The sequence below is a fragment of the Enterobacter sp. Y17 genome, assembly GCF_019730495.1.
Classification (GTDB): Bacteria; Pseudomonadota; Gammaproteobacteria; order Enterobacterales; family Enterobacteriaceae; genus Enterobacter; species Enterobacter asburiae_B.
Genome location: NZ_JAASKP010000001.1, coordinates 2,120,640 through 2,147,581, shown reverse-complemented (window position 1 = coordinate 2,147,581; position 26,942 = coordinate 2,120,640). Strand labels below are relative to the sequence as shown.

Here is a 26,942-nt window from a genome sequence, read left to right as displayed (position 1 = left end):
AGGCTCCGCGCTTTTTTTATACCTTGCGAAAATTACTTCGCTTTACCCTGGTTCGCGACAGCCGCTGCTTTCGCCGCGATCTCTTCTGCGTTACCCAGATAGTAGTGTTTGATTGGCTTGAAGTTTTCGTCGAACTCATACACCAGCGGTACGCCAGTTGGGATGTTCAGTTCGAGGATTTCGTCTTCACCCATGTTGTCTAGGTATTTCACCAGCGCACGCAGGGAGTTACCGTGAGCAGCGATGATCACGCGCTCGCCGCTTTTCAGGCGTGGCAGAATGGTTTCGTTCCAGTAAGGCACAACGCGGTCGATGGTCAGCGCCAGGCTTTCGGTGGTTGGCAGCTCAGCGTCGGTCAGCTTCGCGTAGCGCGGATCGTGGCCCGGGTAGCGCTCGTCATCTTTGGTCAGCTCTGGTGGGGTGATTGCGAAGCCGCGGCGCCACTGTTTAACCTGCTCGTCGCCATATTTCTCAGCGGTTTCCGCTTTGTTCAGGCCCTGCAGCGCACCGTAGTGACGTTCGTTCAGTTTCCAGGACTTCTCAACCGGCAGCCAGGCCTGATCCAGTTCGTCCAGCACGTTCCACAGGGTGTGGATGGCACGTTTCAGCACAGAGGTGTAAGCAAAATCAAAGCTGAAGCCTTCTTCCTTCAGCAGTTTACCTGCTGCTTTTGCTTCGCTTACGCCTTTCTCAGACAGATCAACGTCGTACCAACCGGTAAAGCGGTTTTCGTTGTTCCACTGGCTTTCGCCGTGACGCACCAGGACCAGCTTAGTTATAGCCATCTCTTACTCCTCAAGCATTTTTAGAATGATAACAATTCTCATTATATTGCCGTGGCCGTGCCACCAGCAACGCTTAACCCTAACCATAGCGAAAATAGTCTCTGAGTGTAAGATGCTTGTGAATCCAGGGTTATGATTTTGTCTGCGATCGGCGCTATTTTCAGCAAGGCGCGCAGAAAAAAGCCCTCCGGAGGGAGGGCTGGATATTAATGTGGAATAAAATGATATTCCGTCACGCTCACGTACTCTTTACCCGTGCGCAGCACGCAGTCCGGCTGCGGCCATTCCGGATGGTTCGGGCTGTCCGGCAGGAACTCGCTCTCCAGCGCCAGGCCTTGCCAGTCGCTGTACTCATCATGTTCGCGCGCCGTCGTGCCGCCGAGGTAGTTGCCTGAGTAAAACTGCAGGGCAGGGGCAGTGGTATAAACCGTCATCTGCAGTTTCTCATCCGCAGACCAGACCTGCGCGGCAGGCTGTTTCACATCGCCTTTGGCCTGCAGCAGGAAAGCGTGGTCGTAGCCTTTCACCTTGCGCTGATCGTCATCACTCATGAAATCCTGGGCGATGGACTTCGCGCTGCGGAAGTCAAAGCTGGTGCCGCTCACGTCTTTAAGGCCCTGATACGGAATGCCCATCTCGTCAACCGGCAGATACGCATCCGCCAGGATCTGCAGCTTGTGCTCACGCACGTCGCACTGGTTACCGTCCAGATTAAAGTACGCGTGGTTGGTCAGGTTGACCGGACACGGCTTGTCGACCGTCGCACGGTATTCAATGGCGATACGGTTGTCGTCGGTCAGCGTAAAGCGCGCGGACGCGACAAGGTTCCCCGGGAAGCCCTGATCGCCATCAGGCGAATCCAGCGAGAACAGCACTTCGCCATCGTTTTGACGAACAATCTTCCAGCGGCGTTTATCAAACCCGTCCGGTCCGCCGTGCAGCTGGTTCTCACCCTGGCTTGGAAGCAGGGTGTACTGCACGCCGTCGAGTTCAAAACGGCTCTTCGCGATGCGGTTAGCATAGCGCCCGACGGACGCGCCCAGATAGGCGGACTGATTGATGTACTGCTCAGGCGAGGCGCAGCCGAGCAGTGTCTCGCGCACGCTGCCGTCCGGCATCGGTACGCGGGCAGAAAGAAGGGTTGCCCCCCAGTCCATCACCGTAACGACCATCCCCGCGCTGTTGCGCAGGGTTAACAGGCGATACGGCAGACCATCCGGTGCAAGGGTAGGTGTTTCGTTTAGCACTGTCCGGCTCCTTGTGATGCTTTACAAACATAGAAGGTTTCTTTGATACCCGTTTTTGCTTCGTACTGCTTCGCCACGGCATCCTGTACGGCAGGGACCAGCTCTTCTGGCACCAGCGCAACGATGCAGCCGCCAAAACCGCCGCCCGTCATGCGCACGCCGCCTTTGTCGCCGATGGTGGCTTTAACGATGTCCACCAGGGTGTCGATCTGCGGAACGGTGATTTCAAAATCATCGCGCATGGAGGCGTGAGATTCCGCCATCAGCTCACCCATGCGTTTCAGGTCACCTTTCGCCAGCGCTGACGCGGCTTCAACGGTACGGGCATTTTCCGTCAGCACGTGACGAACGCGTTTGGCGACAACCGGATCCAGCTCGTGCGCCACTTTGTTAAATTCATTGAGCGTCACGTCGCGCAGGGCAGGCTGCTGGAAGAAGCGGGCGCCGGTTTCGCACTGCTGGCGGCGGGTGTTGTATTCGCTGCCCACCAGCGTGCGCTTAAAGTTGCTGTTGACGATCACCACAGCCGCGCCTTTCGGCAGGGGAACGGCTTTGGTACCCAGCGAACGGCAGTCAATTAACAGGGCATGCTCTTTTTTGCCCAGCGCGGAGATCAGCTGGTCCATAATGCCGCAGTTACAGCCCACGAACTGGTTTTCTGCTTCCTGACCGTTCAGGGCGATTTGCGCGCCGTCCAGCGGCAGATGATAAAGCTGCTGGAATACGGTACCAACCGCGACTTCCAGCGACGCAGAGGAGCTTAAGCCCGCACCCTGCGGCACGTTGCCGCTGATAACTAAATCCGCACCGCCAAAGTTCTTGTTGCGCTTCTGAAGGTGTTTCACCACGCCGCGCACGTAGTTAGACCACTGCTGGCTGTCGTGCGTCACAATCGGGGCATCGAGGGAAAACTCGTCCGTCTCATTACCGTAATCCGCCGCAATCACGCGTACTTTACGGTCGTCGCGCTTCGCACAGCTGATGACGGTCTGGTAATCGATGGCGCACGGCAGCACGAATCCGTCGTTATAGTCGGTGTGTTCACCGATCAGGTTAACGCGGCCTGGCGCCTGAATAACGTGGGTGGCAGGGTAGCCAAATTTCTCAGCAAACAGGGATTGTGTTTTATCTTTCAGACTCATTTTTTTAGACTCCTGATTCGCGATAGTGGACGTCGCTAACGGCACGCAGACGTTCTGCCGCCTGTTCCGCCGTCAGGTCACGCTGGGTTTCCGCCAGCATTTCATAGCCCACCATAAATTTACGTACCGTCGCAGAGCGCAGCAGCGGCGGATAGAAATGGGCGTGCAGCTGCCAGTGTTGATTCTCTTCGCCGTTAAACGGGGCGCCGTGCCAGCCCATAGAGTACGGGAAGGAGCACTGGAACAGGTTGTCGTAACGGCTGGTGAGCTTTTTCAGCGCCAGGGCAAGGTCGTCGCGCTGCGCGTCGCTAAGATCTGTGATGCGCTGCACGTGCGCTTTCGGCAGCAGCAGCGTTTCAAACGGCCAGGCGGCCCAGTAAGGGACGACGGCCAGCCAGTGTTCGGTTTCCACCACGGTGCGGCTGCCGTCGGCCAGCTCGCGCTGGGTGTAGTCCACCAGCATCGGCGAACCGTTTTCAGCAAAATACGCTTTCTGCAGACGGTCTTCACGCTCGGCTTCGTTAGGCAGGAAGCTGTTCGCCCAGATCTGGCCGTGCGGGTGCGGGTTAGAGCAGCCCATGGCCGCGCCTTTGTTTTCGAACACCTGCACCCACGGATAGCTCTGCCCCAGCTCTGCGGTTTGCGCCTGCCAGGTGCTGACGACCTCTTTCAGCGCGTCCACGCTCAGCTCGGGCAGCGTTTTGCTGTGATCCGGCGAGAAGCAGATCACGCGGCTGGTTCCGCGCGCGCTTTCGCAGCGCATCAGCGGATCGTGGCTTTCCGGCGCGTCCGGCGTGTCGGTCATCAGCGCGGCAAAATCGTTGGTGAACACGAAGGTGCCTTTGTAGTCCGGGTTTTTATCCCCGGTGACGCGCGTGTTGCCCGGACAGAGGAAGCAGTCCGGGTCGTGCTGTGGCAGCGTCTGTTTTGCAGGCGTCTCCTGCGCGCCCTGCCAGGGGCGCTTGGCGCGATGCGGAGAAACCAAAATCCATTGCCCGCTTAACGGGTTAAAACGACGATGCGGATGATCGACGGGATTAAATTGCGTCATGACGGATCCTTAGTCCGGATAGCCTTGCGGGTGGCGTGACTGCCAGTGCCAGGTATCCTGTGCCATTTCATCAAGCGTGCGCGTCACACGCCAGTTAAGCTCTTTGTCGGCTTTGGTAGCATCAGCCCAGTAAGCAGGCAGGTCGCCATCACGACGCGGAGCGAAGTGATAGTTCACCGGCTTGCCGCAGGCTTTGCTGAAGGCGTTAACCACGTCCAGCACGCTGCTGCCGACCCCGGCGCCGAGGTTGTAAATATGCACGCCCGGTTTGTTGGCTAGCTGCTGCATGGCCGCAACGTGACCGTCGGCCAGATCCATCACGTGGATGTAGTCGCGCACGCCGGTACCGTCTTCGGTCGGATAGTCATTGCCAAAAATCGCCAGCGAGTCGCGGCGACCCACGGCAACCTGGGCGATATACGGCATCAGGTTATTCGGGATGCCCTGCGGATCTTCACCCATGTCGCCGGACGGATGCGCGCCGACCGGGTTGAAGTAGCGCAGCAGCGCGATGCTCCACTCCGGCTGTGCTTTTTGCAGGTCGGTCAGGATCTGCTCCACCATCAGCTTGCTTTTGCCGTACGGGCTTTGCGGTGTACCGGTCGGGAAGCTTTCAACGTAAGGGATTTTGGGCTGATCGCCGTAGACGGTGGCGGAGGAGCTAAAGATGAAGTTTTTGACGTTCGCAGCGCGCATGGCGGAGATGAGACGCAGAGTACCGTTGACGTTATTGTCGTAATACTCGAGCGGCTTCGCAACGGATTCACCGACCGCTTTCAGACCCGCGAAGTGGATCACTGCTTCGATGGCATGGTCGTGAAGGATCTCGGTCATCAGCGCTTCGTTGCGGATGTCGCCTTCCACGAAAGTCGGTTGTTTACCGCCAAGGCGTTCAATCACCGGCAGCACGCTGCGCTTACTGTTGCACAGGTTGTCGAGGATGATGACGTCGTGACCGTTTTGCAGCAGTTGCACGCAGGTATGACTACCTATGTAACCGCTACCACCTGTTACCAGAACTCGCATATTTCGCTCCATTGGGCTTATGGTATGTAATAACCATAGCATAACAGAGACGCGAAAAGTGTGACATGGGATAAAATAGTGGAATCGTTTACACTCGTTTTCACACCCGCTTTTTTAATGACTGAGTGCATTCTAGATCAAAGAGATAGCGATGTATTGATGCAAGTTATCTGAAAAAGAGGAGGGCAGAGCCCTCCACGGTTAATCGACGTTGCTGAGAAGATAGCGATAACCCTCACCGTCCGGCACAAACTCCAGACGATGCGTGATGCAGGCGGGGGCATCTTCGGCATGATGTGAAACGAACAGCAGCTGCGTTTCACCTTCGCTAATCAGCACGTCCACAAAGCGGCGGATAAGCTGGCGATTCAGCGGATCGAGTCCCTGCAGCGGTTCGTCGAGGATCAGAAGCGTAGGGTGTTTCACCAGCGCGCGAACGATCAGGGCCAGACGCTGCTGTCCCCACGACAGACTATGAAACGGTGCGTCAGCGACCCGATTGTCCATGCCCAGGATATCCAGCCACTGCTGGGCCAGCTTTTGCTGTTTGTCCGACACCGCCTGATAAATACCGATTGAATCAAAATACCCGGAAAGGATCGCGTTGCGTACCGTGGTACTGACCCGGTAATCCAGATGCAGGCTGCTGCTGACGTAGCCGATATGTTTTTTAATATCCCAGATGGTTTCGCCGCTGCCGCGACGCCGACCAAACAGCGTCAGATCGTTGCTATAGCCCTGCGGGTGATCGCCGGTTATCAGGCTCAGCAGCGTGGATTTTCCCGCGCCGTTAGGGCCGACAATCTGCCAGTGTTCGCTGGGATTGACCGTCCAGCTAAGACGGTTGAGGATCGGGCGATCGTCATAAGAGACCATCCCATCTCGCAGCACGATGCGCGGCTGGTGGGGATCGAGCGCATGGCGGGCCGAAGGGGCGTCAGGTTCCGGAAGCGTAATTCCGTCGAGTTGTTCACTGTGCGCGAGCTGGGCAATGAGCGCCTGCTTGAGCAGCGCTGTTTTTTCACCGGTCTCGGTCAGGTTACAGTCGGCCAGTACGCCCGCGTGCTGAATAAAGTCCGGAATTTCATCGAAGCGGTTAAGCACCAAAACCAGGGTATATCCCTGCTGATTAAGCGACTCCAGCAGGGCCGCCAGCTGCGCACGGGACTGCACGTCAAGGCCGTCAAACGGTTCGTCGAGGATAAGCAGCTCGGGCTCGCTCATCAGCGCCTGGCAAAGCAGCGTTTTTCGCGTCTCGCCGGTAGAAAGGTATTTAAAGCGCCGGTTCAGCAGGGCGGTGATGCCGAACCGTTCTGCCAGGCGCTGACAGCGGGCGGGATCTTTCACCTCATCCTGAATAATTTCCGCCGTCGTACGGCCGGTATCTTCTTCGCCAGGGCTGAGTAAATCAGTGTTATTGCGCTGCCACTCGTCGCTTACCAGCTTTTGCAGTTGTTCAAATGACAGGCGCGTCAGGCGCGTAAAGTCGCCCTGGCATTCGCCCTTGAGGAGGGGGAGCTCGCCGGCCAGCGCGCGGGCCAGCGCGGATTTACCGCTGCCGTTAGTGCCGACAAACGCCCAGCTTTCACCCGCGCGTAGCGTTAAATCAGCAATCGTCAGCGTTCGGGTATCGCTAAGACGAAACGTGCCTTGCGAAATATGCAATGATGACATGGTTTATCCCTGTTTTTGCAGCAACAGATATCAGGGATACGCACTGTCGGCGCGATTGTCAATGCGCTCAGCACAATGTGGCGATAATCACCCGATCTGCGTTGAACCAGGCGGTAACGACAGTACCTTCTTCTAAACCGTCCGCTTCGCTAAGCGGTATCGTCGCGCAAAGCGGTTGCCCGTCTGCGAGGGTCATCAGCACTTCGCACTGCGCCTGGCCGCGTTCGATATGGCTAATAGCGCCCTGGAGCTGGTTATCGGCCGCCTTTGCGGCGTCGGGATCGCGCGTGATATTGACCCACGGCGCTTTCAGCAGCACCAGCACCTCTTTACCTTCATCGAGCTCAAGGCGCTCTGCGCTCTGCGCCGTTATTGCGGCTTTCAGACGGGTGGTGCCATCGGCAAGCAGGATCTCAACATGCTGCTGTACCTGGAGATTGTCGCGCGCCGTCACCGTTCCAAACCACTGGTTGCGGGCGCTGGTTTGTAACGAGAAGCGGGAAATGGCGGCCAGCAAGCTGTCCAGCGGAACGTTATCGTCGTCGCTCAACACATCGAACGCCTTTTGCTGGATCTGGGCCAGCAGATCGTAAAGCTGAATAAGGCGCTGGCCGTAACGCGTCACGATCGCACCGCCGCCGCCTTTGCCGCCTGTGGCTCTGTCCACCAGCGGGTGTTCGCTCAGGGTGTTCATTTCGTTGATGGCGTCCCAGGCACTTTTGTAGCTGATGCCCGCGTTTTTCGCCCCCTGGCTAATTGAGCCCGTTTGTTCTATTTGTTTAAGCAGGGCGATACGTCGCGGATCGGCGAAAAGCTTTTGCTGAAGTCGTAGAGTGAGAAGAATTTCGGCCTGCATAACAGTGTCCTGGCAAAAAGAGTATTGTGACCCAAATGGTGCAGGGCGCAAAGGGTACCGCACAAAAGGGGATGTTTTTCTCACTTGAAAGGGTAGAATGAGCCGTTCACAATATCTGGAGAAAACCATGTTAGAGTTGTTGAAAAGTCTGGTATTCGCCGTGATCATGGTACCAGTAGTGATGGCCATCATCCTCGGTGCCATCTACGGCCTGGGTGAAGTGTTCAACGTCTTTTCGAACATTGGTCACAAAGACCAGGCTAAAAAGCAGCATTGATTCCCCACAAAACGCCCGGCCAGTCCGGGCGTTTTGCTCTCAAGATTTTCCCGTCTACGCCGATATTATTTAACGCATCACACCGGTTTACCCCTTCAGCGGTACGATTAAACGCTGGGATCTCCCTGACGTTATCGTTATATTAAGATGTATATAACGCTACTCACAGGAGTTACAGATGGCACGTTCATGGATACGCCTTTTCGCAGGGGCAACGCTGACGCTTTCACTTACCGGACACGCGCTGGCGGACGAGGGTAAAATCACCGTCTTTGCCGCGGCGTCGCTGACCAACGCGCTGCAGGACATCGCGGCGGCGTATAAAAAAGAGAAAAACGTCGAGGTGGTCTCCTCTTTTGCCTCTTCCTCGACGCTGGCGCGCCAGATAGAAGCGGGCGCACCGGCGGATCTGTTCATCTCGGCTGACCAGAAGTGGATGGATTACGCGGCGGAGAAGAAATCGATTGATGCGACAACCCGCGAAACGCTGCTGGGGAATAGCCTGGTTGTCGTGGCGCCAAAAGCCAGCGCGCAGGCGGACTTCACCATCAACAAAGAGACCCACTGGACGAGCCTGCTGAACGGTGGCCGTCTGGCCGTGGGCGACCCGGAGCACGTTCCGGCCGGGATTTATGCCAAAGAAGCGCTGCAAAAGCTGGGTGCATGGGAGACATTGTCACCGAAGCTGGCCCCGGCGGAAGACGTGCGCGGCGCGCTGGCGCTGGTAGAACGCAACGAAGCCCCGCTGGGCATTGTGTATGGCTCTGATGCCGTTGCCAGTAAAGGTGTAAAAGTGGTCGCAACGTTCCCGGAGGACTCCCACAAGAAAGTGGAATATCCTGTTGCGATTGTTGATGGACATAAAAATGCGGCCGTGACGGCCTTCCGCGATTACCTGAAAGGGCCGGAGGCGTCCGCAATCTTTAAACGTTATGGATTTACGACTCACTGATGATATTGACCGATCCTGAATGGCAGGCTGTTCTGCTGAGCCTAAAAGTCTCTTCCCTGGCGGTTGCGCTGAGCTTGCCCTTTGGGATCTTCTTTGCCTGGCTACTGGTTCGCTGTCAGTTTCCCGGCAAAACGCTGCTCGACAGCGTGCTGCATCTTCCGCTCGTTTTGCCGCCCGTGGTGGTCGGTTACCTGCTGCTGATTTCGATGGGGCGACGCGGTTTTATCGGCGAGAAGCTTTACGACTGGTTTGGGCTGACGTTTGCGTTTAGCTGGCGCGGTGCGGTACTGGCGGCGGCGGTGATGTCATTCCCGCTGATGGTGAGGGCGATCCGCCTCGCGCTGGAAGGCGTGGACATGAAGCTCGAACAGGCGGCCCGCACGCTGGGCGCAGGGCGCTGGCGCGTCTTTTTCACCATCACGCTTCCGCTCACGCTGCCGGGCATTATTGTCGGGACGGTGCTGGCCTTCGCCCGCTCGCTGGGCGAGTTTGGCGCGACGATCACCTTTGTGTCGAACATCCCCGGCGAGACGCGAACCATCCCGTCGGCAATGTATACTCTGATTCAAACGCCGGGCGGTGAAGGCGCGGCGGCGCGGCTGTGTATTATTTCAATTGTGCTGGCGCTGGTATCGCTGATGGTGTCTGAATGGCTGGCGCGGCTCAGCCGCGAGCGGATGGGGAAATAAGCATGCTGGAACTCAATTTCACCCAGACGCTGGGAAACCATACCCTGACGCTTAACGAGACTCTGCCGGCAAGCGGAATCACCGCCATCTTTGGCGTGTCGGGAGCGGGAAAAACGTCGCTGATTAATGCCATCAGCGGCCTGACCCGCCCGCAGTCAGGCCGTATTGTCCTGAATGACCGCGTCCTGAATGACGTGGAGAACAAAATTTACCTCTCGCCGGATAAGCGCCGCATCGGCTATGTTTTCCAGGACGCGCGCCTGTTCCCGCACTACAGCGTGCGCGGCAACCTGCGTTACGGCATGGCGAAAAGCATGGCCGGGCAGTTTGACAAGCTGGTGACGCTTTTAGGCATTGAGCCTCTGCTCGACAGGCTGCCATCCTCGCTCTCCGGCGGAGAAAAACAGCGTGTGGCCATTGGCCGCGCGTTGCTGACCGCCCCGGAGCTGCTGCTGCTCGACGAGCCGCTGGCCTCGCTCGATATTCCGCGTAAACGCGAACTTCTGCCTTATCTACAGCGACTGACGCGCGAAATTAATATTCCGATGCTCTACGTTAGCCATTCGCTGGATGAGATCCTCCATCTGGCCGACAAGGTGCTGGTGCTGGAAGAGGGCAGCGTGAAGGCCTTCGGCAACCTGGAAGAGGTGTGGGGCAGCAGCGTAATGCACCCCTGGTTACCCAGGGAACAGCAGAGCAGCATCCTGAAAGTGAGCGTTCTGGAACATCACCCGCACTACGCGATGACCGCCCTGGCGCTGGGCGACCAGCATCTGTGGGTCAATAAGATCGACAAACCGCTACAGTCCGCGCTGCGAATTCGCATCCAGGCGTCGGACGTCTCGCTGGTGCTGCAGCCGCCGCTGCAAACCAGTATTCGAAATATTCTGCGCGCCAAAGTCGCAGAGTGTTTTGATGATAACGGGCAGGTGGAAGTGAAGCTTGAAGTCGGCAGCAGGACGCTCTGGGCGCGCATCAGCCCGTGGGCGAGGGATGAGTTAGGGATCAAACCCGGCCTGTGGCTTTACGCGCAAATTAAGAGCGTCTCGATTACCGCCTGATTACAGCAGGTGGGTATAAATGTACTGCGCGATGCTGTCGGTGGTGTTGTCGCCAATCACCACGTTGGCGCGGGCTTTTACCGCGTCGTCGGCATTGCCCATCGCCACGCCGGTACCGGCGGCTTCCAGCATGCTGATGTCGTTGTAGTTGTCGCCAAAGGCGATCACGTCACGCATCGACCCGCCCTGTGATTCCACATACTGCGTCAGGCGCTTGCCTTTGCTGTTGCCTTTGCGGGCAATATCCACCTGATCATGCCAGGACCATTCGCACTCCAGACCCAGTGTGTGTTCCACGTGTTTTGCGAAGGTATTCAGTTTGGTGGTGTCTTCATCGGTCAGGGCGAATTTCCAGATTGCCTCAACGTCCTGGGCTGCCTGACGCAGGGAGGAAACCTGGGTAAAGACCGGACGCTGTGCTTCAGGCAGGGACAACGCCCAGTTGCTGGTGCGCACCACATGGCCAGTAGGGCGCTCGTACACCATCGCGTTATCCACGTACATCAGGCCGTGAACGGCATGCTCATCCAGAAGATCGATCAGCTGCAGCGCCTGGGGAACCGGCAGCGCGTCGGATTCTAAAACCTTTTTTGCCTGATAATCATACAAATAAGTGCCATTACAACAAATTGCAGGTGTATCTAACGCCAGTGCCTGATAAAAAGGGTGAATGGCAACGTGATGTCGACCCGTTACGATAAGGAGTTGATATCCCACTTCCTGCGCGCGTTTTAGCGCCTCAAGGGAGGAGGGGAGAAGGGTTTTTTGCGGCGTCAGTAAGGTACCGTCTAAATCCAGAGCAATCACACGCGAGGTCATCTGTTTTCCCGGGTTAATATTGAATTTACGTTTTGATGGGATGGTACACCGAGAGGCGAACGCTTCAAAACTCCTGTCGACAATTCAGCATTCACCGTCAAAAGTTAACTACTTTCATGCGCAGTGAGGAGTGAATATTCATGAAACAAACCGTTTATACCGCCAGTCCTGAAAGCCAGCAGATCCACGTCTGGCGTTTAAATACCGAAGGGACACTCACGCTGGTTCAGGTTGTTGATGTGCCAGGCCAGGTGCAACCGATGGTCATCAGCCCGGATAAACGTTTCTTGTACGTGGGTGTGCGCCCGGAGTTCCGCGTGCTGGCCTATCGCATTTCTCCGGACGATGGCGCGCTGACGTACACTGCCGAAGCCCCGTTGCCGGGCAGCCCAACCCATATCTCGACCGATCGTAAAGGCAACTTTGTCTTCAGCGGATCGTATAACGCGGGCTGCGTCAGCGTAACGCGTCTGGAAGATGGTATTCCGGTCGAAACCGTGGATGTGGTGGAAGGGCTTGAAGGCTGCCACTCGGCGAATATCTCTCCGGATAACCGCACGCTGTGGGTGCCTGCGCTGAAGCAGGATCGTATCTGCCTGTTCACCCTGAGCGACGATGGTCACCTGGTGGCGCAGAATCCTGCCGAAGTGACTACCGTTGAAGGCGCCGGTCCGCGTCATATGGTCTTCCATCCGAACCAGCAGTACGCCTACGTGGTCAATGAGTTGAACAGCTCTGTGGACGTATGGGAGCTGAAAGATCCAAACGGTCAGATTGAGTGCGTGCAGACGCTGGACATGATGCCGTCTGATTTCTCCGATACCCGCTGGGCGGCGGATATCCACATAACGCCAAATGGCCGCCATCTGTACGCCTGCGACCGTACCTCCAGCCTGATTACCGTGTTTAGCGTGTCTGAAGACGGCAGCGTGCTGGCGATTGAAGGGTTCCAGCCAACGGAAACCCAGCCGCGCGGCTTTAATATCGATCACAGCGGTAAATACCTGATTGCGGCGGGGCAGAAATCCCACCACATCGCGCTGTATGAAATTAAAGGCGAGCAGGGGCTGCTGGAAGAGAAAGGGCGTTATGCCGTAGGCCAGGGGCCAATGTGGGTGGTGGTAAACGCTCACTAAGCGGCTAAAAACAAAAAACCTCGCGAATGCGAGGTTTTTTTATGCCCGGTGGCAGTGCGTCTACCGGGCCTACGGGGTATGTATGCCGGGTAAGGCGAAGCCGCCACCCGGCAAAACAGCTTACTGCTTCGGCTCAGCAACCACTTTGCTACCCAGACCGCGGTTGTTGTATTCCCACATGCGGTTGAAGTTAGCGTCGTTCAGGTTGCGCTGCACGTTCCCTTTATCATCCACCGCGCCGGTATTGCCGGAGAATGGACGTTTGGAGATCGCGGCATCAGCCCACGGCTTCGCCATGTTGAAGCCTTCATTGATCACGCTGTCGCGGATCACGACCTGGCCGTTGGTCGCAGAGTCCACGTCCAGGGAGCGTCCCAGCTGCGCCACGCCGTCACCGGCAGCGTTAAAGCGGCTGTTCACGGCCAGGAAGCCGTAGAAGAGGTTAGACTGGGTTGCCGGAGCAAACACGTAACCTTCCTGCTGAGTGCGGGAGTTCACCACGCGGAAATCGGTATTATCAAACACCACCGCGCCGCGACCGGACACCAGATCCACGTCACCTTCAACGTAGCTGTTGGTCACCAGAGTACGGGTCAGGCGGTTATTCTGCAGGGTGTTCTGCACGCCGCTGTTGGTCACGAAGAAGGTGTTCTGACGGCCCAGAATGTTGACGTTATTAATCTGCACCTTATCGCCATCGCTACGCAGCGCAACGGCCTGGTGGCTGCCGGCATCAACGCTGTCGCCCAGGGTATTCTGAATGGTCAGGTTCTGCAGCTGCAGACCGTTATTCTGAGACCAGAATACCGCCGAGCACATCACGCCAATGGTGGCGGAACGCTTGCTCTGGCAGTTATCAAACATATACCACGCAGGTTTGCCCGGCATATATTTACCGGCCGGATTCACCAGGTGACGCCAGGTGTTGCTGTCGATTTCGGAATCAATCGCCAGGCCAATTTTTACGTCGATCGCTTTTTCGCCCAGACCGTAAAGCGTAATGCTGCCAGGGGCCGCCGGAACATACACGGTGCCTTCATATTCACCCGGCAGGATCGCGATGTACTGGCGAGACGCGCTGTGTTTAGTGATGGCAGCATCAACCGCAGCCTGAATAGAGGTATGCGTTACGCCCTGCGCACCCGCCGGGCCAACCACGAAGTCAGGCTGTTTAGGCAGGTTAATAGACGACGGTGTCCACGGCGCAGCGTTAGGATCCATCGCCGAGAAGTAGTGCGCACGATCGAAGTTCTTCGCTTCATCAGCGGACAAAATCGGGCGGGAGGCGGTACCGGGCGCAACCTGCTCAGAAGGACGCTGATCCGGTGGTGTTGAACTGCATGCGGATAAGGTCACGCCAAAGGCGAGTGCTAACGCCAGACGGGAAATCCTGGAAATGTTCAAGGTAGAGCTCCTGGGTATGCAAGTCTTAAACGGGATAGACGAAATAGCCTGCTTTTTTATACTAAGTTGAGCGAAACGGGAAGATAAAAAGGGTAAAAGTTGCATTTTTAGCCCCGGAGCGGCAGGTAGGTGATCACAAATAAATAACATTTTCCGTTAAGGCGGTTGACAGCAGACGGTGGATGCAAATAAATGTCTATACAACCTAAGACAAGTGGAATGCCCCATGCAGCAGATTCATCCCGACGATGTAATATGGCGAAATGCGCGACTGGCTACGATGGCGCCGGACGTACCTGCGCCTTATGGACTGAAAGAGCAACACGCTCTGGTCGTGCGCGGCCACACTATTCTGGCCGCGATCCCTGAATCTGACATTCCTTCCGGACACCGACACTGTGTCGATCTTCAGGGGCGTCTGGTCACGCCTGGCCTGATTGACTGCCATACCCACCTGGTATTTGGCGGCGACCGCGCGGCGGAGTGGGAGCAGCGTCTGAACGGCGTCTCTTATCAAACCATCAGCGCCCAGGGGGGCGGGATTAACGCTACCGTGACGGCGACGCGCAGCAGCTCAGCCGAAACCTTGCTGAAACTGGCGCAGCAGCGGCTCCTGCGTCTCATGAATGAAGGCGTGACGACCGTTGAAATCAAATCGGGATACGGGCTCAACGCCGAGGCCGAAGAGAAGATGCTGCAGGTTGCCCGCCAGCTGGGCCTCAATAATCCGATTGATATCAGCCCAACGCTGCTGGCGGCCCATACGGTTCCGCCGGAATACCGGCAGGATCCGGATGCCTACCTCACGCTGGTCTGCGAGCAGATACTGCCTACGCTGTGGCAAAAAGAGTTATATGAAGCAGTCGATGTGTTTTGTGAAAACGTCGGCTTTACCCCGTCGCAGACCGAGCGCCTCTTCAAGGCCGCCGCCGCGCTGGGTATCCCGGTGAAAGGGCATGTCGAACAGCTGTCGAATCAGGGCGGCGCGGCGCTGGTCAGCCAGTATAAGGGCCTTTCCGCCGATCATATCGAATATCTCGACGACGCAGGCGTTCAGGCGATGGCGGAAAGCGGCACGGTTGCCGTCCTGTTGCCGGGTGCGTTCTATTTTCTGCAGGAGCGCCAGCGTCCGCCAGTTGAACAGCTCAGAAAACAGGGCGTGCCGATGGCCGTCGCCACCGACTATAACCCCGGCACCAGCCCGTTTGCGAGCCTGCACCTGGCGATGAACATGGCCTGCGTCCAGTTTGGTCTGACCCCTGAAGAGGCCTGGGCTGGCGTCACGCGGCATGCCGCGCAGGCGCTGGGCCGTGGCGCAACCCACGGGCAGCTGCGGGCAGGGTTTGTCGCCGATTTTATCGTCTGGGATGCACATCATCCGGTTGAGATGGTCTACGAGCCGGGACGCAATCCGCTGTATCAACGTATTTTCCGTGGGGAGGCAGTATGAGGTTATGGCGGCCCGTAGCCGAAACCGTCTGGCAGGGGCGCGATGACAGCGCCGAGGCCAGCAGTGCAAAGCGCATTTTCCAGACGATAAAGCAGCAGGGCCAGTTCACGCCGCTTTCATCCGGCATCGCGCTGATAGGCTTTGAATGTGATGAAGGGGTAAAACGCAATCAGGGCAGGCCCGGCGCCGTGCAGGCACCGGATATGCTGCGAAAGGCGCTGGCAAATATGGCAAGCCATCAGGGGCATGACCGGCTGACGGATATGGGCTCTGTGTACGTTGAAGGCGGCGAGCTGGAAGCGGCACAGCAGGCGTTAAGCGATGCCGTCACGGCCTGTCAGCAGTCCGGGATGCGCACGCTGGTGTTTGGCGGCGGGCACGAAACCGCGTGGGCGCACGGTCGCGGCGTGCTGGAGGCCTTCCCGAACGAGCGGGTTGTCATTATCAACCTTGATGCCCATCTCGATCTGCGCAAGGCCGACCGGGCCACATCCGGCACCCCGTTTCGCCAGCTGGCGCGCTACTGCGATGAGCGCGGGCGGGAATTTCACTACGCCTGCCTTGGCGTGAGCCGGGCGGCGAACACGCTGGCGCTGTGGGACGAGGCCGAACGCCTGAACGTCACGCTGGTGGAAGATCTCCATTTCAGGCGCGATGCGCTATCCGCCCTGGAAAGGGTGCTGGCGCAGGCCGATCGTATCTATCTGACGATCGATCTGGACGTCCTCCCCGCCAGCGAAATGCCTGCCGTGTCCGCACCGGCTGCGTTAGGCATACCGGCGCTGGATCTTCTCCCGGTTATCGAACAAATCTGCCGTAGCGGTAAGCTACAGGCCGCCGATCTGGTAGAGTTTAACCCGCAGTACGATCGGGACGGGCAGGGCGCTAAGCTAGCCGCCCGCCTGGCCTGGCAAATTGCTCACTGGTGGGCATAACACTATTCAAGGAGTCACGATGTTTTCACGCTCACCTCTGCCGCAGTCGAGCCCTCCCGCGCCTTTCTATGAAAAGGTGAAGCAGGCAATTAGCGAAAAAATCGCTACCGGCGTCTGGCGCCCGCACGATCGCATTCCTTCGGAGGCCGAGCTGGTAGCGCAGTTTGGTTTTAGCCGGATGACCGTCAACCGGGCGCTGCGCGAGCTGACCGACGAAGGGCTTCTGGTGCGCCTGCAGGGCGTGGGGACGTTTGTGGCGGAACCGAAAGGACAGTCGGCGCTGTTTGAAATTCGCAGCATTGCGGACGAGATTGCCGCGCGTAATCACCAGCACCGCTGCGAGGTGCTGGTGCTCGAAGAGACCCAGGCCAGCGCCGAGCAGGCCACAGAGCTTAACGTCAAGGAGGGAAGCCGCATTTTCCACTCCGTGATGGTGCATTTCGAAAACGACATTCCGGTGCAGATTGAAGATCGCTGCGTGAACGCTGAGCGGATACCGGACTATCTGAACCAGGATTACACCCAGACCACGCCGCACGCCTATCTCTCGCTCGTCGCACCGCTGACGGAAGGGGAGCACATTGTGGAGGCCGTGCGCGCCACGCCGCAGGAGTGCGAAAGGCTACGCATTAAAGAGCACGATCCGTGCCTGCTGATCCGCCGTCGAACCTGGTCCTCGTCGCACATTGTGTCGCATGCCCGGCTGCTTTTCCCGGGGAATCGCTACCGGCTGCAGGGCCACTTCATGTCATAAGTTTTATAAGCGTGATCGCTAACGCAATATAACAAAATTGTATCTTTTTTGTTAAATATGACCTTGTGTGTGCTTGTCTATACAAGTATATCTAAATGCATCATCTGTCCCCTATGAGGAGCACACAATGTCGTCAGGTAAATACCGCCAGCAGGACGTCCGCGCCGCGCGCGGCACCACGCTTACCGCCAAAAGCTGGCTCACCGAAGCCCCGCTGCGCATGTTGATGAACAACCTCGACCCTGAGGTGGCGGAAAACCCCCACGAGCTGGTGGTCTACGGCGGCATAGGCCGCGCCGCGCGCAACTGGGAATGCTATGACGCAATTGTAAAATCCCTGACCGAACTCGAACACGACGAAACCCTGCTGGTGCAGTCCGGCAAGCCGGTTGGCGTGTTCAAAACGCACAAAAACGCGCCGCGCGTGCTGATCGCTAACTCTAACCTCGTGCCGCACTGGGCCACCTGGGAACACTTCAACGAACTGGACGCGAAAGGGCTGGCGATGTATGGCCAGATGACCGCGGGGAGCTGGATCTACATCGGCAGCCAGGGGATCGTGCAGGGCACCTACGAAACCTTCGTGGAAGCCGGTCGCCAGCACTATAACGGCTCGCTCAAAGGCCGCTGGGTGCTGACCGCGGGTCTCGGCGGCATGGGCGGCGCGCAGCCGCTGGCCGCCACGCTTGCCGGTGCGTGCTCGCTTAACATTGAGTGCCAGCAGAGCCGCATTGATTTCCGTCTGCGCACCCGCTACGTCGATGAGCAGGCAACCGATCTGGACGATGCGCTGGCGCGCATCAAAAAATACACCTCCGAAGGCAAAGCGGTGTCGATTGCCCTGTGCGGCAACGCGGCGGACATTCTCCCGCAGCTCGTCGCCCGCGGCGTGCGTCCGGATCTGGTCACCGACCAGACCAGCGCCCATGACCCGCTGCACGGTTACCTGCCAAAAGGCTGGACGTGGGAAGAATATCAGCAAAAAGCGGAAACCGACCCGGAAGGCACGGTGCTTGCCGCGAAACGCGCCATGGCCGAGCACGTCTCCGCCATGCTGGCCTTCAGTCAGATGGGCATTCCGACCTTTGACTACGGCAACAACATCCGCCAGATGGCGAAAGAGATGGGCGTAAATAACGCGTTCGACTTCCCGGGATTCGTTCCTGCCTATATTCGCCCGCTGTTCTGCCGCGGCATCGGTCCGTTCCGCTGGGTTGCCCTGTCCGGTGACCCGGAGGATATCTACAAAACTGACGCCAAAGTGAAGGAGATCGTCGCCGATGACGAACACCTGCATCGCTGGCTGGACATGGCCCGCGAGCGCATTAACTTCCAGGGCCTGCCGGCGCGTATCTGCTGGGTAGGGCTGGAGTGGCGTCAAAAACTCGGCCTCGCCTTTAACGAAATGGTGCGCAGCGGTGAAGTCTCCGCGCCGATCGTCATCGGCCGCGACCACCTGGACTCCGGCTCCGTCGCCAGCCCGAACCGCGAAACCGAAGCCATGCGCGACGGCTCGGATGCGGTCTCTGACTGGCCGCTGCTGAACGCTCTGCTGAATACCGCCAGCGGCGCGACCTGGGTGTCGCTGCACCACGGCGGCGGCGTGGGGATGGGCTTCTCCCAGCATTCCGGGATGGTCATCGTCTGCGACGGAACCGATGAAGCCGCCGCGCGTATCGCTCGCGTGCTGCACAACGACCCGGCCACCGGCGTGATGCGTCACGCGGATGCGGGTTATGAGATTGCCATTGACTGTGCCAAAGAGCAGGGCCTTAACCTGCCGATGATCCCTGCCACACAAGGAAAGCATTAATGAACGCATTAACACTCACTCCCGGCTCGCTGACGCTCAAGCAGCTGCGTAACGTCTGGCGCAAGCCGGTCACCCTGTCGCTGGATGCAAGTGCCCACGCCGCCATTAACGACAGCGTCGCCTGCGTCGAAGCCATCGTTGCCGAAGGGCGCACCGCCTACGGGATTAACACCGGATTTGGCCTGCTGGCGCAGACCCGCATCGCGACACACGATCTGGAAAACTTACAGCGTTCGCTGGTGCTGTCACATGCGGCGGGCGTGGGCCAGCCGCTGGATGATGAGATTGTCCGTCTGATGATGGTGCTCAAAATCAATAGCCTGGCCCGCGGCTTCTCCGGCATTCGCCTGAGCGTGATTCAGGCGCTGATGGCGCTGGTCAATGCGGAAGTCTATCCGTGGATCCCGGCAAAAGGTTCCGTTGGCGCATCCGGCGATCTTGCGCCGCTGGCGCACATGTCGCTGCTGCTGCTGGGCGAAGGCAAAGCGCGCTGGCAGGGCGAGTGGCTTCCTGCGAAGGAGGCGCTGAAAAAAGCCGGGCTAAACCCGATCACCCTGGCGGCGAAAGAGGGGCTGGCGCTGCTGAACGGCACGCAGGCATCGACCGCCTTCGCGCTGCGCGGCCTGTTTGAAGCGGAAGATCTGTTTGCCTCGGCGGTGGTGTGCGGTGCGCTGACTACCGAAGCCGTGCTAGGCTCGCGCCGCCCGTTCGATGCCCGCATCCACGAGGTGCGCGGTCAGCGCGGGCAGATTGATGCCGCCGCGATGTACCGTCACGTGCTTACCGACACCAGCGAGATCGCGGATTCACACCACAACTGTGAAAAGGTGCAGGATCCGTATTCCCTGCGCTGCCAGCCGCAGGTGATGGGCGCGTGCCTGACGCAGCTGCGCCAGGCGGCAGAAGTGCTGCTGGTGGAGGCCAACGCGGTGTCCGATAACCCGCTGGTGTTCGCCCAGGAAAACGAGGTGGTTTCCGGGGGCAACTTCCACGCCGAGCCGGTGGCAATGGCGGCGGATAATATCGCCCTGGCGATTGCCGAAGTCGGCGCGTTGTCCGAGCGCCGCATCGCGCTGATGATGGATAAACATATGTCCCAGCTACCGCCGTTCCTGGTGCGTAACGGCGGGGTCAACTCGGGCTTTATGATTGCCCAGGTGACCGCGGCGGCGCTGGCGAGCGAGAACAAAGCCCTGTCTCACCCGCACAGCGTGGACAGCCTGCCAACGTCAGCGAACCAGGAAGATCACGTTTCGATGGCGCCGGCTGCCGGGCGTCGTCTCTGGGAAATGGCCTCCAACACCCGCGGCGTGCTGGCGGTGGAATGGCTGGCGGCATGTCAGGGTGTCGATCTGCGTGAAGGGTTAAAATCCAGCCCGCTGCTGGAGCAGGCGCGTCATGTGCTGCGCGAGCACGTATCGCACTACGATGACGACCGCTTCTTTGCGCCGGATATTGATAAGGCGATGCAGCTTCTGGAAGAGGGAAGCCTTGTAGGACTGCTACCTTCAGTGCTGTGATTTTTGCCCTAACCCTCTCCCAAAGGGAGAGGGAATTGCCCGGTTTTCTCCCTCTCCCTGTGGGAGAGAGCCGGGGTGAGGGCATCAGCCCGCACTATTATGAATACATCGCCGTAATCGACGCGCTGCCCAGCGAATGGAAATGCACGTTAAACCCTACCATCGCGCCGCTCGCCCCTTCATCGACCTCAATCTTCTCCACATCCAGCGCGTGCACCGTGAAGATATAGCGGTGGGTTTCCCCTTTTGGCGGCGCCGCGCCGCCGTAGCCCGCTTTACCAAAGTCAGTGCGCGTCTGAATGGCGCCTTCAGGCAGAGCAACCAGGTCTGAACCGGAACCCTGCGGCAGGACGCGCGTGTCGGCAGGCAGGTTCGCCACAATCCAGTGCCACCAGCCGGAGCCGGTCGGCGCATCCGGGTCGTAGCAGGTCACGACAAAGCTTTTGGTTCCGGCCGGAACCTCGTCCCACGCCAGGTGCGGGGAGATGTTGTCTCCCTGATACCCCATGCCGTTGAATACGTGGCGTTCCGGCAGTTTTTCACCGTCGCGCAGATCTTTACTGATGATTTTCATACGGTTTACCCTCGTTGATCGCTCGTTCAGCAAGTGTAATGCATAGGGTTACATCGTGAAATGCGCGGGAATGTTAACGGCTGTTACAACCGCGTCGGTTAATTTACGCAGCTGCTCCGGCGTAATGCTGTACGGCGGCATCAGGTAGATAAGCTTGCCGAAAGGCCGCACCCAGACGCCCTGCTCAACGAAGAAGCGCTGCAGCGCCGCCATATTCACCGGATGGGTGGTTTCAATCACGCCGATGGCGCCCAGCACGCGCACGTCTGCCACAAAATTCGCGCCCGAGGCGGCGCTCAGTTCATCTTTCAGCTGCGCCTCAATCGCCGCAACCTGCGTCTGCCACTCGCCGCTCTCCAGAATGGCAAGGCTTTCGCTTGCGACGGCGCAGGCCAGTGGGTTGCCCATAAACGTCGGGCCGTGCATAAAGCAGCCCGCCTCGCCGTCGCTGATGGTGTCGGCCACCTGGCGGGTCGTGAGCGTGGCGGAGAGCGTCATGGTGCCGCCGGTCAGCGCTTTACCCAGACACAGAATATCCGGCGCAATGCCTGCATGCTCGCAGGCAAACAGCCTGCCGGTGCGGCCAAAGCCGGTGGCGATCTCATCGGCAATCAGCAGAATGCCCTCGCGGTCGCACATCCTGCGAATACGCCTCAGCCATTCCGGGTGGTACATCCGCATTCCGCCTGCGCCCTGCACAATCGGCTCCAGGATCACGGCGGCGATTTCTTGGCGATGCGCCGCCATCAGCCGCGCGAAACCGACCATGTCCATCTCGTTCCACTCGCCGTCGAAACGGCTCTGGGGGGCCGGGGCGAACAGGTTTTCCGGCAGATAGCCCTTCCACAGGCTGTGCATGGAGTTGTCCGGATCGCACACCGACATCGCCCCGAAGGTATCCCCGTGATAGCCGTTGCGGAAGGTGAGGAACCGCTGGCGCGTTTCGCCCTTCGCGTGCCAGTACTGCAGCGCCATTTTCATCGCCACTTCCACCGCCACGGAGCCGGAATCGGCCAGGAACACGCACTCCAGCGATTCAGGCGTCATCGCCACCAGGCGACGGCATAAATCCACCGCGGGCTGATGGGTGATCCCGCCAAACATCACGTGCGACATCTGGTCAATCTGGGCCTTCATCGCCGCATTCAGGCGCGGGTGGTTGTACCCGTGAATGGCCGCCCACCACGAAGACATCCCGTCAACGAGCTGTTCGCCGCTGGCGAGGTGCAGCTCGCAGCCGTGGGCCGAGGCCACCGGATAAACGGGAAGGGGGCGGGTGGTGGAGGTGTAAGGGTGCCAGATATGCTGCTTGTCGAAGGCGAGATCGTCCTGGGTCATAATCGACTTGTAAACCATTTTGAAAAGTTTTAGGTTTACGAGTATAAACCGAACCGAAAATTAACAAAACCCTTTGGAGAAGCCCGATGGCTCACCACACACGCTGGACGATGTCGCAAGTCACTGAATTATTCAATAAACCTTTCCTTGAGCTGATGTTCGAAGCCCAACAGGTGCATCGTCAGCACTTCGATCCGCGCCATGTTCAGGTCAGCACGCTGCTGTCGATCAAAACCGGTGCCTGTCCTGAAGACTGCAAATATTGCCCGCAGAGCGCGCGCTACAAAACCGGCCTGGAGTCCGAACGGCTGATGGAGGTGGAGCAGGTGCTCGACTCCGCTCGCAAGGCGAAAAACGCCGGTTCAACCCGCTTCTGCATGGGCGCAGCGTGGAAGAACCCTCACGACCGCGACATGCCGTATCTGGAGCAGATGGTGAAGGGCGTGAAGGAGATGGGCCTCGAAGCCTGTATGACGCTCGGCACGCTGAACGAGGAGCAGGCGCAGCGCCTCTCTGCGGCGGGGCTGGACTACTACAACCACAACCTCGACACCTCGCCGGAGTTTTACGGCAACATCATCACCACGCGGACCTATCAGGAGCGTCTGGACACGCTGGATAAAGTGCGTGACGCGGGGATCAAGGTCTGCTCCGGCGGTATTGTCGGCTTAGGTGAGACGGTCAAAGACCGCGCGGGCCTGCTGCTGCAGCTGGCAAACCTGCCGACCCCGCCGGAAAGCGTGCCGATCAACATGCTGGTGAAGGTCAAGGGCACGCCGCTGGCGGATAACGACGACGTGGATGCGTTTGATTTTATTCGCACCATCGCGGTGGCGCGCATCATGATGCCGACCTCTTTCGTGCGCCTCTCTGCCGGTCGCGAGCAGATGAACGAGCAGACCCAGGCGATGTGCTTTATGGCCGGAGCCAACTCCATCTTCTACGGCTGCAAGCTGCTGACCACGCCGAACCCGGAAGAGGACAAAGACGTTCAGCTGTTCCGCAAGCTGGGGCTTAACCCGCATCAGACCGAAGTGCTGACGGGCGATAACGAGCAACAGCAGCAGCTGGAGCAGCAGATTTTCAACGCCGACACCGACCAGTTCTACAACGCGGCAGCCGTATGACCTGGCAGGCACGAATAAATACCGCGCTGGACGAACGCCGGGCGGCAGAGGCGTTTCGCGTTCGCAGGGTGGTGGAAAACGGCGCGGGCCGTTTTCTTACCCGCGAGGGGCGGCAGTTTTGTAATTTCTCCAGCAACGACTATCTCGGGCTGAGCCAGCATCCGGCCATCATCCGCGCCTGGCAGCAGGGTGCGGAGCGGTTTGGCGTGGGCAGCGGCGGCTCGGGACACGTCAGCGGATATACCACCGCGCATCAGGCACTGGAAGAGGCGCTTGCCGACTGGCTCGGCTACCCGCGCGCGCTGCTGTTCATCTCCGGCTTTGCCGCCAACCAGGCGGTCATTACCGCCCTGATGGGAAAAGAGGACCGTATTGTCGCCGACCGCCTGAGCCACGCCTCGCTGCTGGAGGCTGCAAGTTTAAGCCCGGCGCAGCTGCGCCGCTTTGCCCATAACGATGCGGGGCAGCTCGCCGGGCTGCTGGATAAACCCTGCGACGGACAACAGCTGGCGGTTACGGAAGGGGTGTTCAGCATGGACGGCGACAGCGCGCCGCTTGCCGCGCTGCATGAGGCCGCAAAGCGGCAAAACGCCTGGCTGCTGGTCGACGATGCCCACGGCATTGGCGTAATGGGCGACGAAGGTCGCGGCAGCGCATACCAGCAAAACGTGAAGCCGGAGCTGCTGATCGTCACCTTCGGCAAGGGCTTTGGCGTCAGCGGCGCCGCCGTGCTGTGCAGCGATTCGGTCGCCGACTATCTGCTGCAGTTTGCCCGACACCTGATCTACAGCACCAGCATGCCCCCGGCGCAGGCCGTGGCGCTGTCTGCGTCGCTGGCGGTGATCCGCAGCGCAGAAGGGGATGAACGTCGTCAGCGGCTGGCAGAGCATATCTCCCGCTTCCGCAAGGGGTTAGCGGCGCTGCCCTTCCACAGCCCCGATTCGCAGAGCGCCATCCAGCCGGTGATTGTCGGCGAAAACGGCCGCGCGCTGGCGCTGGCACAGGCGCTGCGCGAGCGCGGGATGTGGGTGACCGCTATCCGCCCGCCAACGGTCCCGCCGGGTACCGCGCGGCTGCGCTTAACCCTGACGGCGGCGCATGAGGCACGGGATATCCAGACGCTGCTGGAGGCGCTCCATGACGCCGGTGAATAAGCAGGCCGTCGCGGCGGCATTTGGCCGGGCCGCGCAGAGCTATTCGCAGCACGATGAGCTGCAGCGTCAGAGCGCGCAGGGGCTTCTGGCCGCGCTTGGCGAGAACCGTTTTCCGCAGGTGCTGGACGCCGGCTGTGGTCCCGGCAGCAACAGCCGCTACTGGCGCGGGGCGGGAAGCCAGGTCACGGCTATCGACCTCTCAGAGCAGATGCTCGACGAGGCGCGTCAGCGACAGGCCGCGGACCATTATCTGCTGGCCGATATTGAGGCGATCCCGCTGGCGGATGCGCAGTTCGATCTGGTCTGGAGTCATCTGGCGGTCCAGTGGTGCAGCAGCCTGCCGAAGGCCTTGCGCGAGCTTTATCGCGTGGCGCGACCGGGCGGGAAGGTGGCTTTTACCACCCTGCTGGAAAGCTCGCTGCCGGAGCTTAATCAGGCGTGGAAAGCGGTGGATGAGCAGCCTCACGCTAACCGCTTTTTATCGCATGAGCAGGTGATGCAGGCGCTGGCAGGCTGGCGTTACCGCAGCACGGTGCAGACCATCACCCTCAATTTTGGCGATGCGTTCAGCGCTATGCGTTCGCTGAAGGGCATCGGCGCCACGCACCTGCACGCCGGACGGGAGAAAAAACCGCTGACCCGGGGCCAGCTGCAGCGTCTGGAGCTGGCCTGGCCGCAGCAGCGGGGACATTTCCCGCTCTCTTATCAACTTTTTCATGGGATTATCGAACGTGACTGAACGTTATTTTGTTACCGGCACGGATACGGAAGTGGGCAAAACGGTGGCCAGCTCGGCGCTGCTGCAGGCGGCACGACTGCTCGGAAAAAACACCGCCGGATATAAGCCCGTTGCTTCCGGCAGCGAGGTGACGGCGGAAGGATTACGCAACACCGACGCGCTGGCGCTCCAGCGTAACAGCACCCTTGAACTCGCCTATTCAGCGGTCAATCCGTACACCTTTGCCGAACCGACCTCGCCGCACATCATCAGCGCTGACGAAGGTCGTCCGATTGATTTCACCGTGCTGTCAGCCGGGTTACGGACGCTGGAAAGCCATGCCGACTGGGTGCTGGTGGAAGGTGCAGGCGGCTGGTTTACGCCGCTTTCGGAGACGCAGACGTTTGCTGACTGGGTGCAGACCGAGCAGCTTCCGGTCATTCTGGTCGTCGGCGTCAGGCTGGGCTGCATCAATCACGCCATGTTGACCGCGCAGGCCGTCCAGCAGGCCGGGCTGACGCTGGCGGGCTGGATAGCCAACGACGTGGTTGCGCCGGGTAAACGACACCAGGAGTATCTGGCGACGCTCAGGCGCGTACTTCCCGCCCCGTGCCTCGGGGAAATTCCCTGGCTTGCTGACGGCGCGGAAAATGCCGACACCGGGCGTTATCTCGATCTCAGCGTCTTGCTTCCCGCGACATCCAGTGCGCGATAAGCTCGTCATCCAGCTCGTTAACGTGGCCCTGCGCCACGTTACGCCCGCGATAGAGCATGCAGAAACGGTCCGCAACCCGGCGGATAAACGACAGCTGCTGCTCCGCTAGCAGCACCGTCATACCTAACTCCCGGTTTAAGCGCACCAGCAGCTGCCCCAGCTTCTGGGCGAAGCTGTGTCCTGCGCCGTGCAGGGGCTCATCGAGGATCAGCAGGTTCGGGCGGTTCACCAGCGCGTTAGCCAGCGCCAGCTGATACTGATCGTCCGGAGAGAGCGTATTGGCGCGGGCCTGCCGCAATGCGTAGAGCGCCGGAAACAGGTCGTAAACGTCACTTTTCGCCTCCGGGTTGGGTTTCCCCATCGCCCGCATGGCGATATGCAGATTCTCCTCAATCGTTAGCTGGGAGAAGATCCGCCTGTCCTGCGGGACATAGCCTATCCCCGGTCCTGAACGCTGTTCTGGCGGCAGGTTAAGCAAATCGCGCGGCGGCGCGCCCGCCTCGTGCCAGATGATGCTGCCGCTTTCAACGGGCACTCTCCCGGCGATGCAATTCATGAGGGTGGTTTTCCCCATCCCCGGCAGGCCAACGACGCCTGTACACATCCCTTGCGGAAAATCCAAATTCACGTTCCATAGCGTATGTTGGCTTCCGTAAAACTGATTCACAGCACGCAGACTCAACATCTTTTTCTCCTTAAAAATGTGTGTAGGTGAGGCTCATGTT

General features: G+C 59.1%; 26 protein-coding genes. 14 read left to right on the top strand and 12 right to left on the bottom strand.

The window, feature by feature from the left end; genetic code table 11:
* Positions 1-32: 32 nt before the first annotated feature.
* The 7 genes from gpmA to modE all read right to left on the bottom strand — a co-directional run bounded on the left by gpmA (position 33) and on the right by modE (position 7,781).
* Positions 33-785: a 2,3-diphosphoglycerate-dependent phosphoglycerate mutase gene (gene gpmA / locus HCH49_RS10115; RefSeq protein ID WP_023310804.1), complete on the bottom strand. Its 753-nt coding sequence runs from the start codon at positions 783-785 to the stop codon at positions 33-35.
* Between the two features lie 206 nt (positions 786-991).
* Positions 992-2,032, bottom strand: coding sequence for a galactose-1-epimerase (gene galM / locus HCH49_RS10110; protein WP_221702628.1), 1,041 nt, complete (start codon positions 2,030-2,032; stop codon positions 992-994).
* Positions 2,026-3,174, bottom strand: a complete 1,149-nt coding sequence (gene galK / locus HCH49_RS10105) for a galactokinase (protein ID WP_029739550.1) — start codon at positions 3,172-3,174, stop codon at positions 2,026-2,028. Before galK ends, galM begins: the two co-directional genes overlap by 7 nt.
* 4 nt (positions 3,175-3,178) lie before the next feature.
* Complete coding sequence (gene galT, locus HCH49_RS10100) at positions 3,179-4,225, bottom strand: galactose-1-phosphate uridylyltransferase (RefSeq protein ID WP_063440600.1); 1,047 nt, start codon at positions 4,223-4,225, stop codon at positions 3,179-3,181.
* A 9-nt stretch (positions 4,226-4,234) separates the two neighbouring features.
* Entirely contained in the window at positions 4,235-5,251 is a 1,017-nt protein-coding gene (galE, locus tag HCH49_RS10095) for a UDP-glucose 4-epimerase GalE (RefSeq protein WP_023334950.1), read from the bottom strand.
* 201 nt (positions 5,252-5,452) lie between these two features.
* Positions 5,453-6,925 (bottom strand): molybdate ABC transporter ATP-binding protein ModF, encoded by a 1,473-nt coding sequence (modF, locus tag HCH49_RS10090; RefSeq protein WP_221702627.1) that lies wholly within the window; start codon positions 6,923-6,925, stop codon positions 5,453-5,455.
* A gap of 67 nt (positions 6,926-6,992) precedes the next feature.
* Positions 6,993-7,781 (bottom strand): molybdenum-dependent transcriptional regulator, encoded by a 789-nt coding sequence (gene modE / locus HCH49_RS10085; RefSeq protein WP_221702626.1) that lies wholly within the window; start codon positions 7,779-7,781, stop codon positions 6,993-6,995.
* 127 nt (positions 7,782-7,908) lie between these two features.
* Between modE and HCH49_RS10080 the strand changes: the two genes are divergently transcribed.
* The 4 genes from HCH49_RS10080 to modC all read left to right on the top strand — a co-directional run bounded on the left by HCH49_RS10080 (position 7,909) and on the right by modC (position 10,760).
* Positions 7,909-8,058 carry an AcrZ family multidrug efflux pump-associated protein gene (locus HCH49_RS10080; RefSeq protein ID WP_023310811.1) on the top strand — a complete coding sequence of 50 codons (150 nt, stop codon included), beginning with the start codon at positions 7,909-7,911 and terminating at the stop codon, positions 8,056-8,058.
* Between the two features lie 178 nt (positions 8,059-8,236).
* Complete coding sequence (gene modA / locus HCH49_RS10075; protein ID WP_069303833.1) at positions 8,237-9,010, top strand: molybdate ABC transporter substrate-binding protein; 774 nt, start codon at positions 8,237-8,239, stop codon at positions 9,008-9,010.
* Positions 9,010-9,699 (top strand): molybdate ABC transporter permease subunit, encoded by a 690-nt coding sequence (gene modB / locus HCH49_RS10070; RefSeq protein ID WP_033144966.1) that lies wholly within the window; start codon positions 9,010-9,012, stop codon positions 9,697-9,699. Before modA ends, modB begins: the two co-directional genes overlap by 1 nt.
* A gap of 2 nt (positions 9,700-9,701) precedes the next feature.
* On the top strand, positions 9,702-10,760 hold the full coding sequence (modC, locus tag HCH49_RS10065; RefSeq protein WP_033144967.1) for a molybdenum ABC transporter ATP-binding protein ModC: 1,059 nt from the start codon (positions 9,702-9,704) through the stop codon (positions 10,758-10,760).
* Here modC and HCH49_RS10060 read toward each other — a convergent pair whose 3' ends face one another.
* A complete protein-coding gene (locus HCH49_RS10060; RefSeq protein WP_221702625.1) occupies positions 10,761-11,579 on the bottom strand; it encodes a pyridoxal phosphatase in 819 nt (272 codons plus the stop codon). It lies immediately after the preceding gene.
* A 140-nt stretch (positions 11,580-11,719) separates the two neighbouring features.
* Here HCH49_RS10060 and pgl point away from each other — a divergent pair, with 140 nt between their 5' ends.
* Complete coding sequence (gene pgl / locus HCH49_RS10055) at positions 11,720-12,715, top strand: 6-phosphogluconolactonase (protein ID WP_023292974.1); 996 nt, start codon at positions 11,720-11,722, stop codon at positions 12,713-12,715.
* Between the two features lie 120 nt (positions 12,716-12,835).
* Here the strand turns inward: pgl and HCH49_RS10050 are convergent, their stop codons facing one another.
* On the bottom strand, positions 12,836-14,119 hold the full coding sequence (locus HCH49_RS10050; protein WP_033144970.1) for a putative acyl-CoA thioester hydrolase: 1,284 nt from the start codon (positions 14,117-14,119) through the stop codon (positions 12,836-12,838).
* 226 nt (positions 14,120-14,345) lie between these two features.
* Between HCH49_RS10050 and hutI the strand changes: the two genes are divergently transcribed.
* The 5 genes from hutI to hutH all read left to right on the top strand — a co-directional run bounded on the left by hutI (position 14,346) and on the right by hutH (position 20,591).
* Complete coding sequence (gene hutI, locus HCH49_RS10045) at positions 14,346-15,569, top strand: imidazolonepropionase (RefSeq protein ID WP_221702624.1); 1,224 nt, start codon at positions 14,346-14,348, stop codon at positions 15,567-15,569.
* Positions 15,566-16,504 carry a formimidoylglutamase gene (hutG, locus tag HCH49_RS10040; protein WP_143347369.1) on the top strand — a complete coding sequence of 313 codons (939 nt, stop codon included), beginning with the start codon at positions 15,566-15,568 and terminating at the stop codon, positions 16,502-16,504. The genes hutI and hutG overlap by 4 nt, the downstream gene beginning before the upstream one ends.
* Before the next feature lie 19 nt (positions 16,505-16,523).
* Positions 16,524-17,258 (top strand): histidine utilization repressor, encoded by a 735-nt coding sequence (locus HCH49_RS10035; protein ID WP_023310841.1) that lies wholly within the window; start codon positions 16,524-16,526, stop codon positions 17,256-17,258.
* Positions 17,259-17,385: 127 nt separating this feature from the next.
* Positions 17,386-19,071 (top strand): urocanate hydratase, encoded by a 1,686-nt coding sequence (gene hutU, locus HCH49_RS10030; RefSeq protein ID WP_182071401.1) that lies wholly within the window; start codon positions 17,386-17,388, stop codon positions 19,069-19,071.
* On the top strand, positions 19,071-20,591 hold the full coding sequence (hutH, locus tag HCH49_RS10025) for a histidine ammonia-lyase (protein WP_063440577.1): 1,521 nt from the start codon (positions 19,071-19,073) through the stop codon (positions 20,589-20,591). The genes hutU and hutH overlap by 1 nt, the downstream gene beginning before the upstream one ends.
* A 97-nt stretch (positions 20,592-20,688) precedes the next feature.
* Here the strand turns inward: hutH and HCH49_RS10020 are convergent, their stop codons facing one another.
* Together HCH49_RS10020 and bioA are read right to left on the bottom strand one after the other, a co-directional pair.
* A complete protein-coding gene (locus HCH49_RS10020) occupies positions 20,689-21,165 on the bottom strand; it encodes a kinase inhibitor (RefSeq protein ID WP_008501131.1) in 477 nt (158 codons plus the stop codon).
* Between the two features lie 48 nt (positions 21,166-21,213).
* A complete protein-coding gene (gene bioA / locus HCH49_RS10015) occupies positions 21,214-22,503 on the bottom strand; it encodes an adenosylmethionine--8-amino-7-oxononanoate transaminase (protein ID WP_409410434.1) in 1,290 nt (429 codons plus the stop codon).
* 86 nt (positions 22,504-22,589) lie between these two features.
* Between bioA and bioB the strand changes: the two genes are divergently transcribed.
* From bioB to bioD, 4 genes are read left to right on the top strand one after another with little or no spacing between them, the layout of a single operon-like run.
* Positions 22,590-23,630 carry a biotin synthase BioB gene (gene bioB, locus HCH49_RS10010; RefSeq protein ID WP_069303840.1) on the top strand — a complete coding sequence of 347 codons (1,041 nt, stop codon included), beginning with the start codon at positions 22,590-22,592 and terminating at the stop codon, positions 23,628-23,630.
* On the top strand, positions 23,627-24,784 hold the full coding sequence (gene bioF, locus HCH49_RS10005; protein ID WP_221702622.1) for an 8-amino-7-oxononanoate synthase: 1,158 nt from the start codon (positions 23,627-23,629) through the stop codon (positions 24,782-24,784). The genes bioB and bioF overlap by 4 nt, the downstream gene beginning before the upstream one ends.
* Positions 24,768-25,523, top strand: coding sequence for a malonyl-ACP O-methyltransferase BioC (bioC, locus tag HCH49_RS10000; RefSeq protein ID WP_221702621.1), 756 nt, complete (start codon positions 24,768-24,770; stop codon positions 25,521-25,523). Before bioF ends, bioC begins: the two co-directional genes overlap by 17 nt.
* Positions 25,516-26,217, top strand: a complete 702-nt coding sequence (gene bioD / locus HCH49_RS09995) for a dethiobiotin synthase (RefSeq protein ID WP_221702620.1) — start codon at positions 25,516-25,518, stop codon at positions 26,215-26,217. The genes bioC and bioD overlap by 8 nt, the downstream gene beginning before the upstream one ends.
* Here the strand turns inward: bioD and HCH49_RS09990 are convergent.
* Positions 26,180-26,902, bottom strand: coding sequence for an ABC transporter ATP-binding protein (locus tag HCH49_RS09990; RefSeq protein ID WP_094934362.1), 723 nt, complete (start codon positions 26,900-26,902; stop codon positions 26,180-26,182). The two genes, bioD and HCH49_RS09990, sit on opposite strands and share 38 nt — an antisense overlap.
* Between the last annotated feature and the right edge of the window lie 40 nt (positions 26,903-26,942).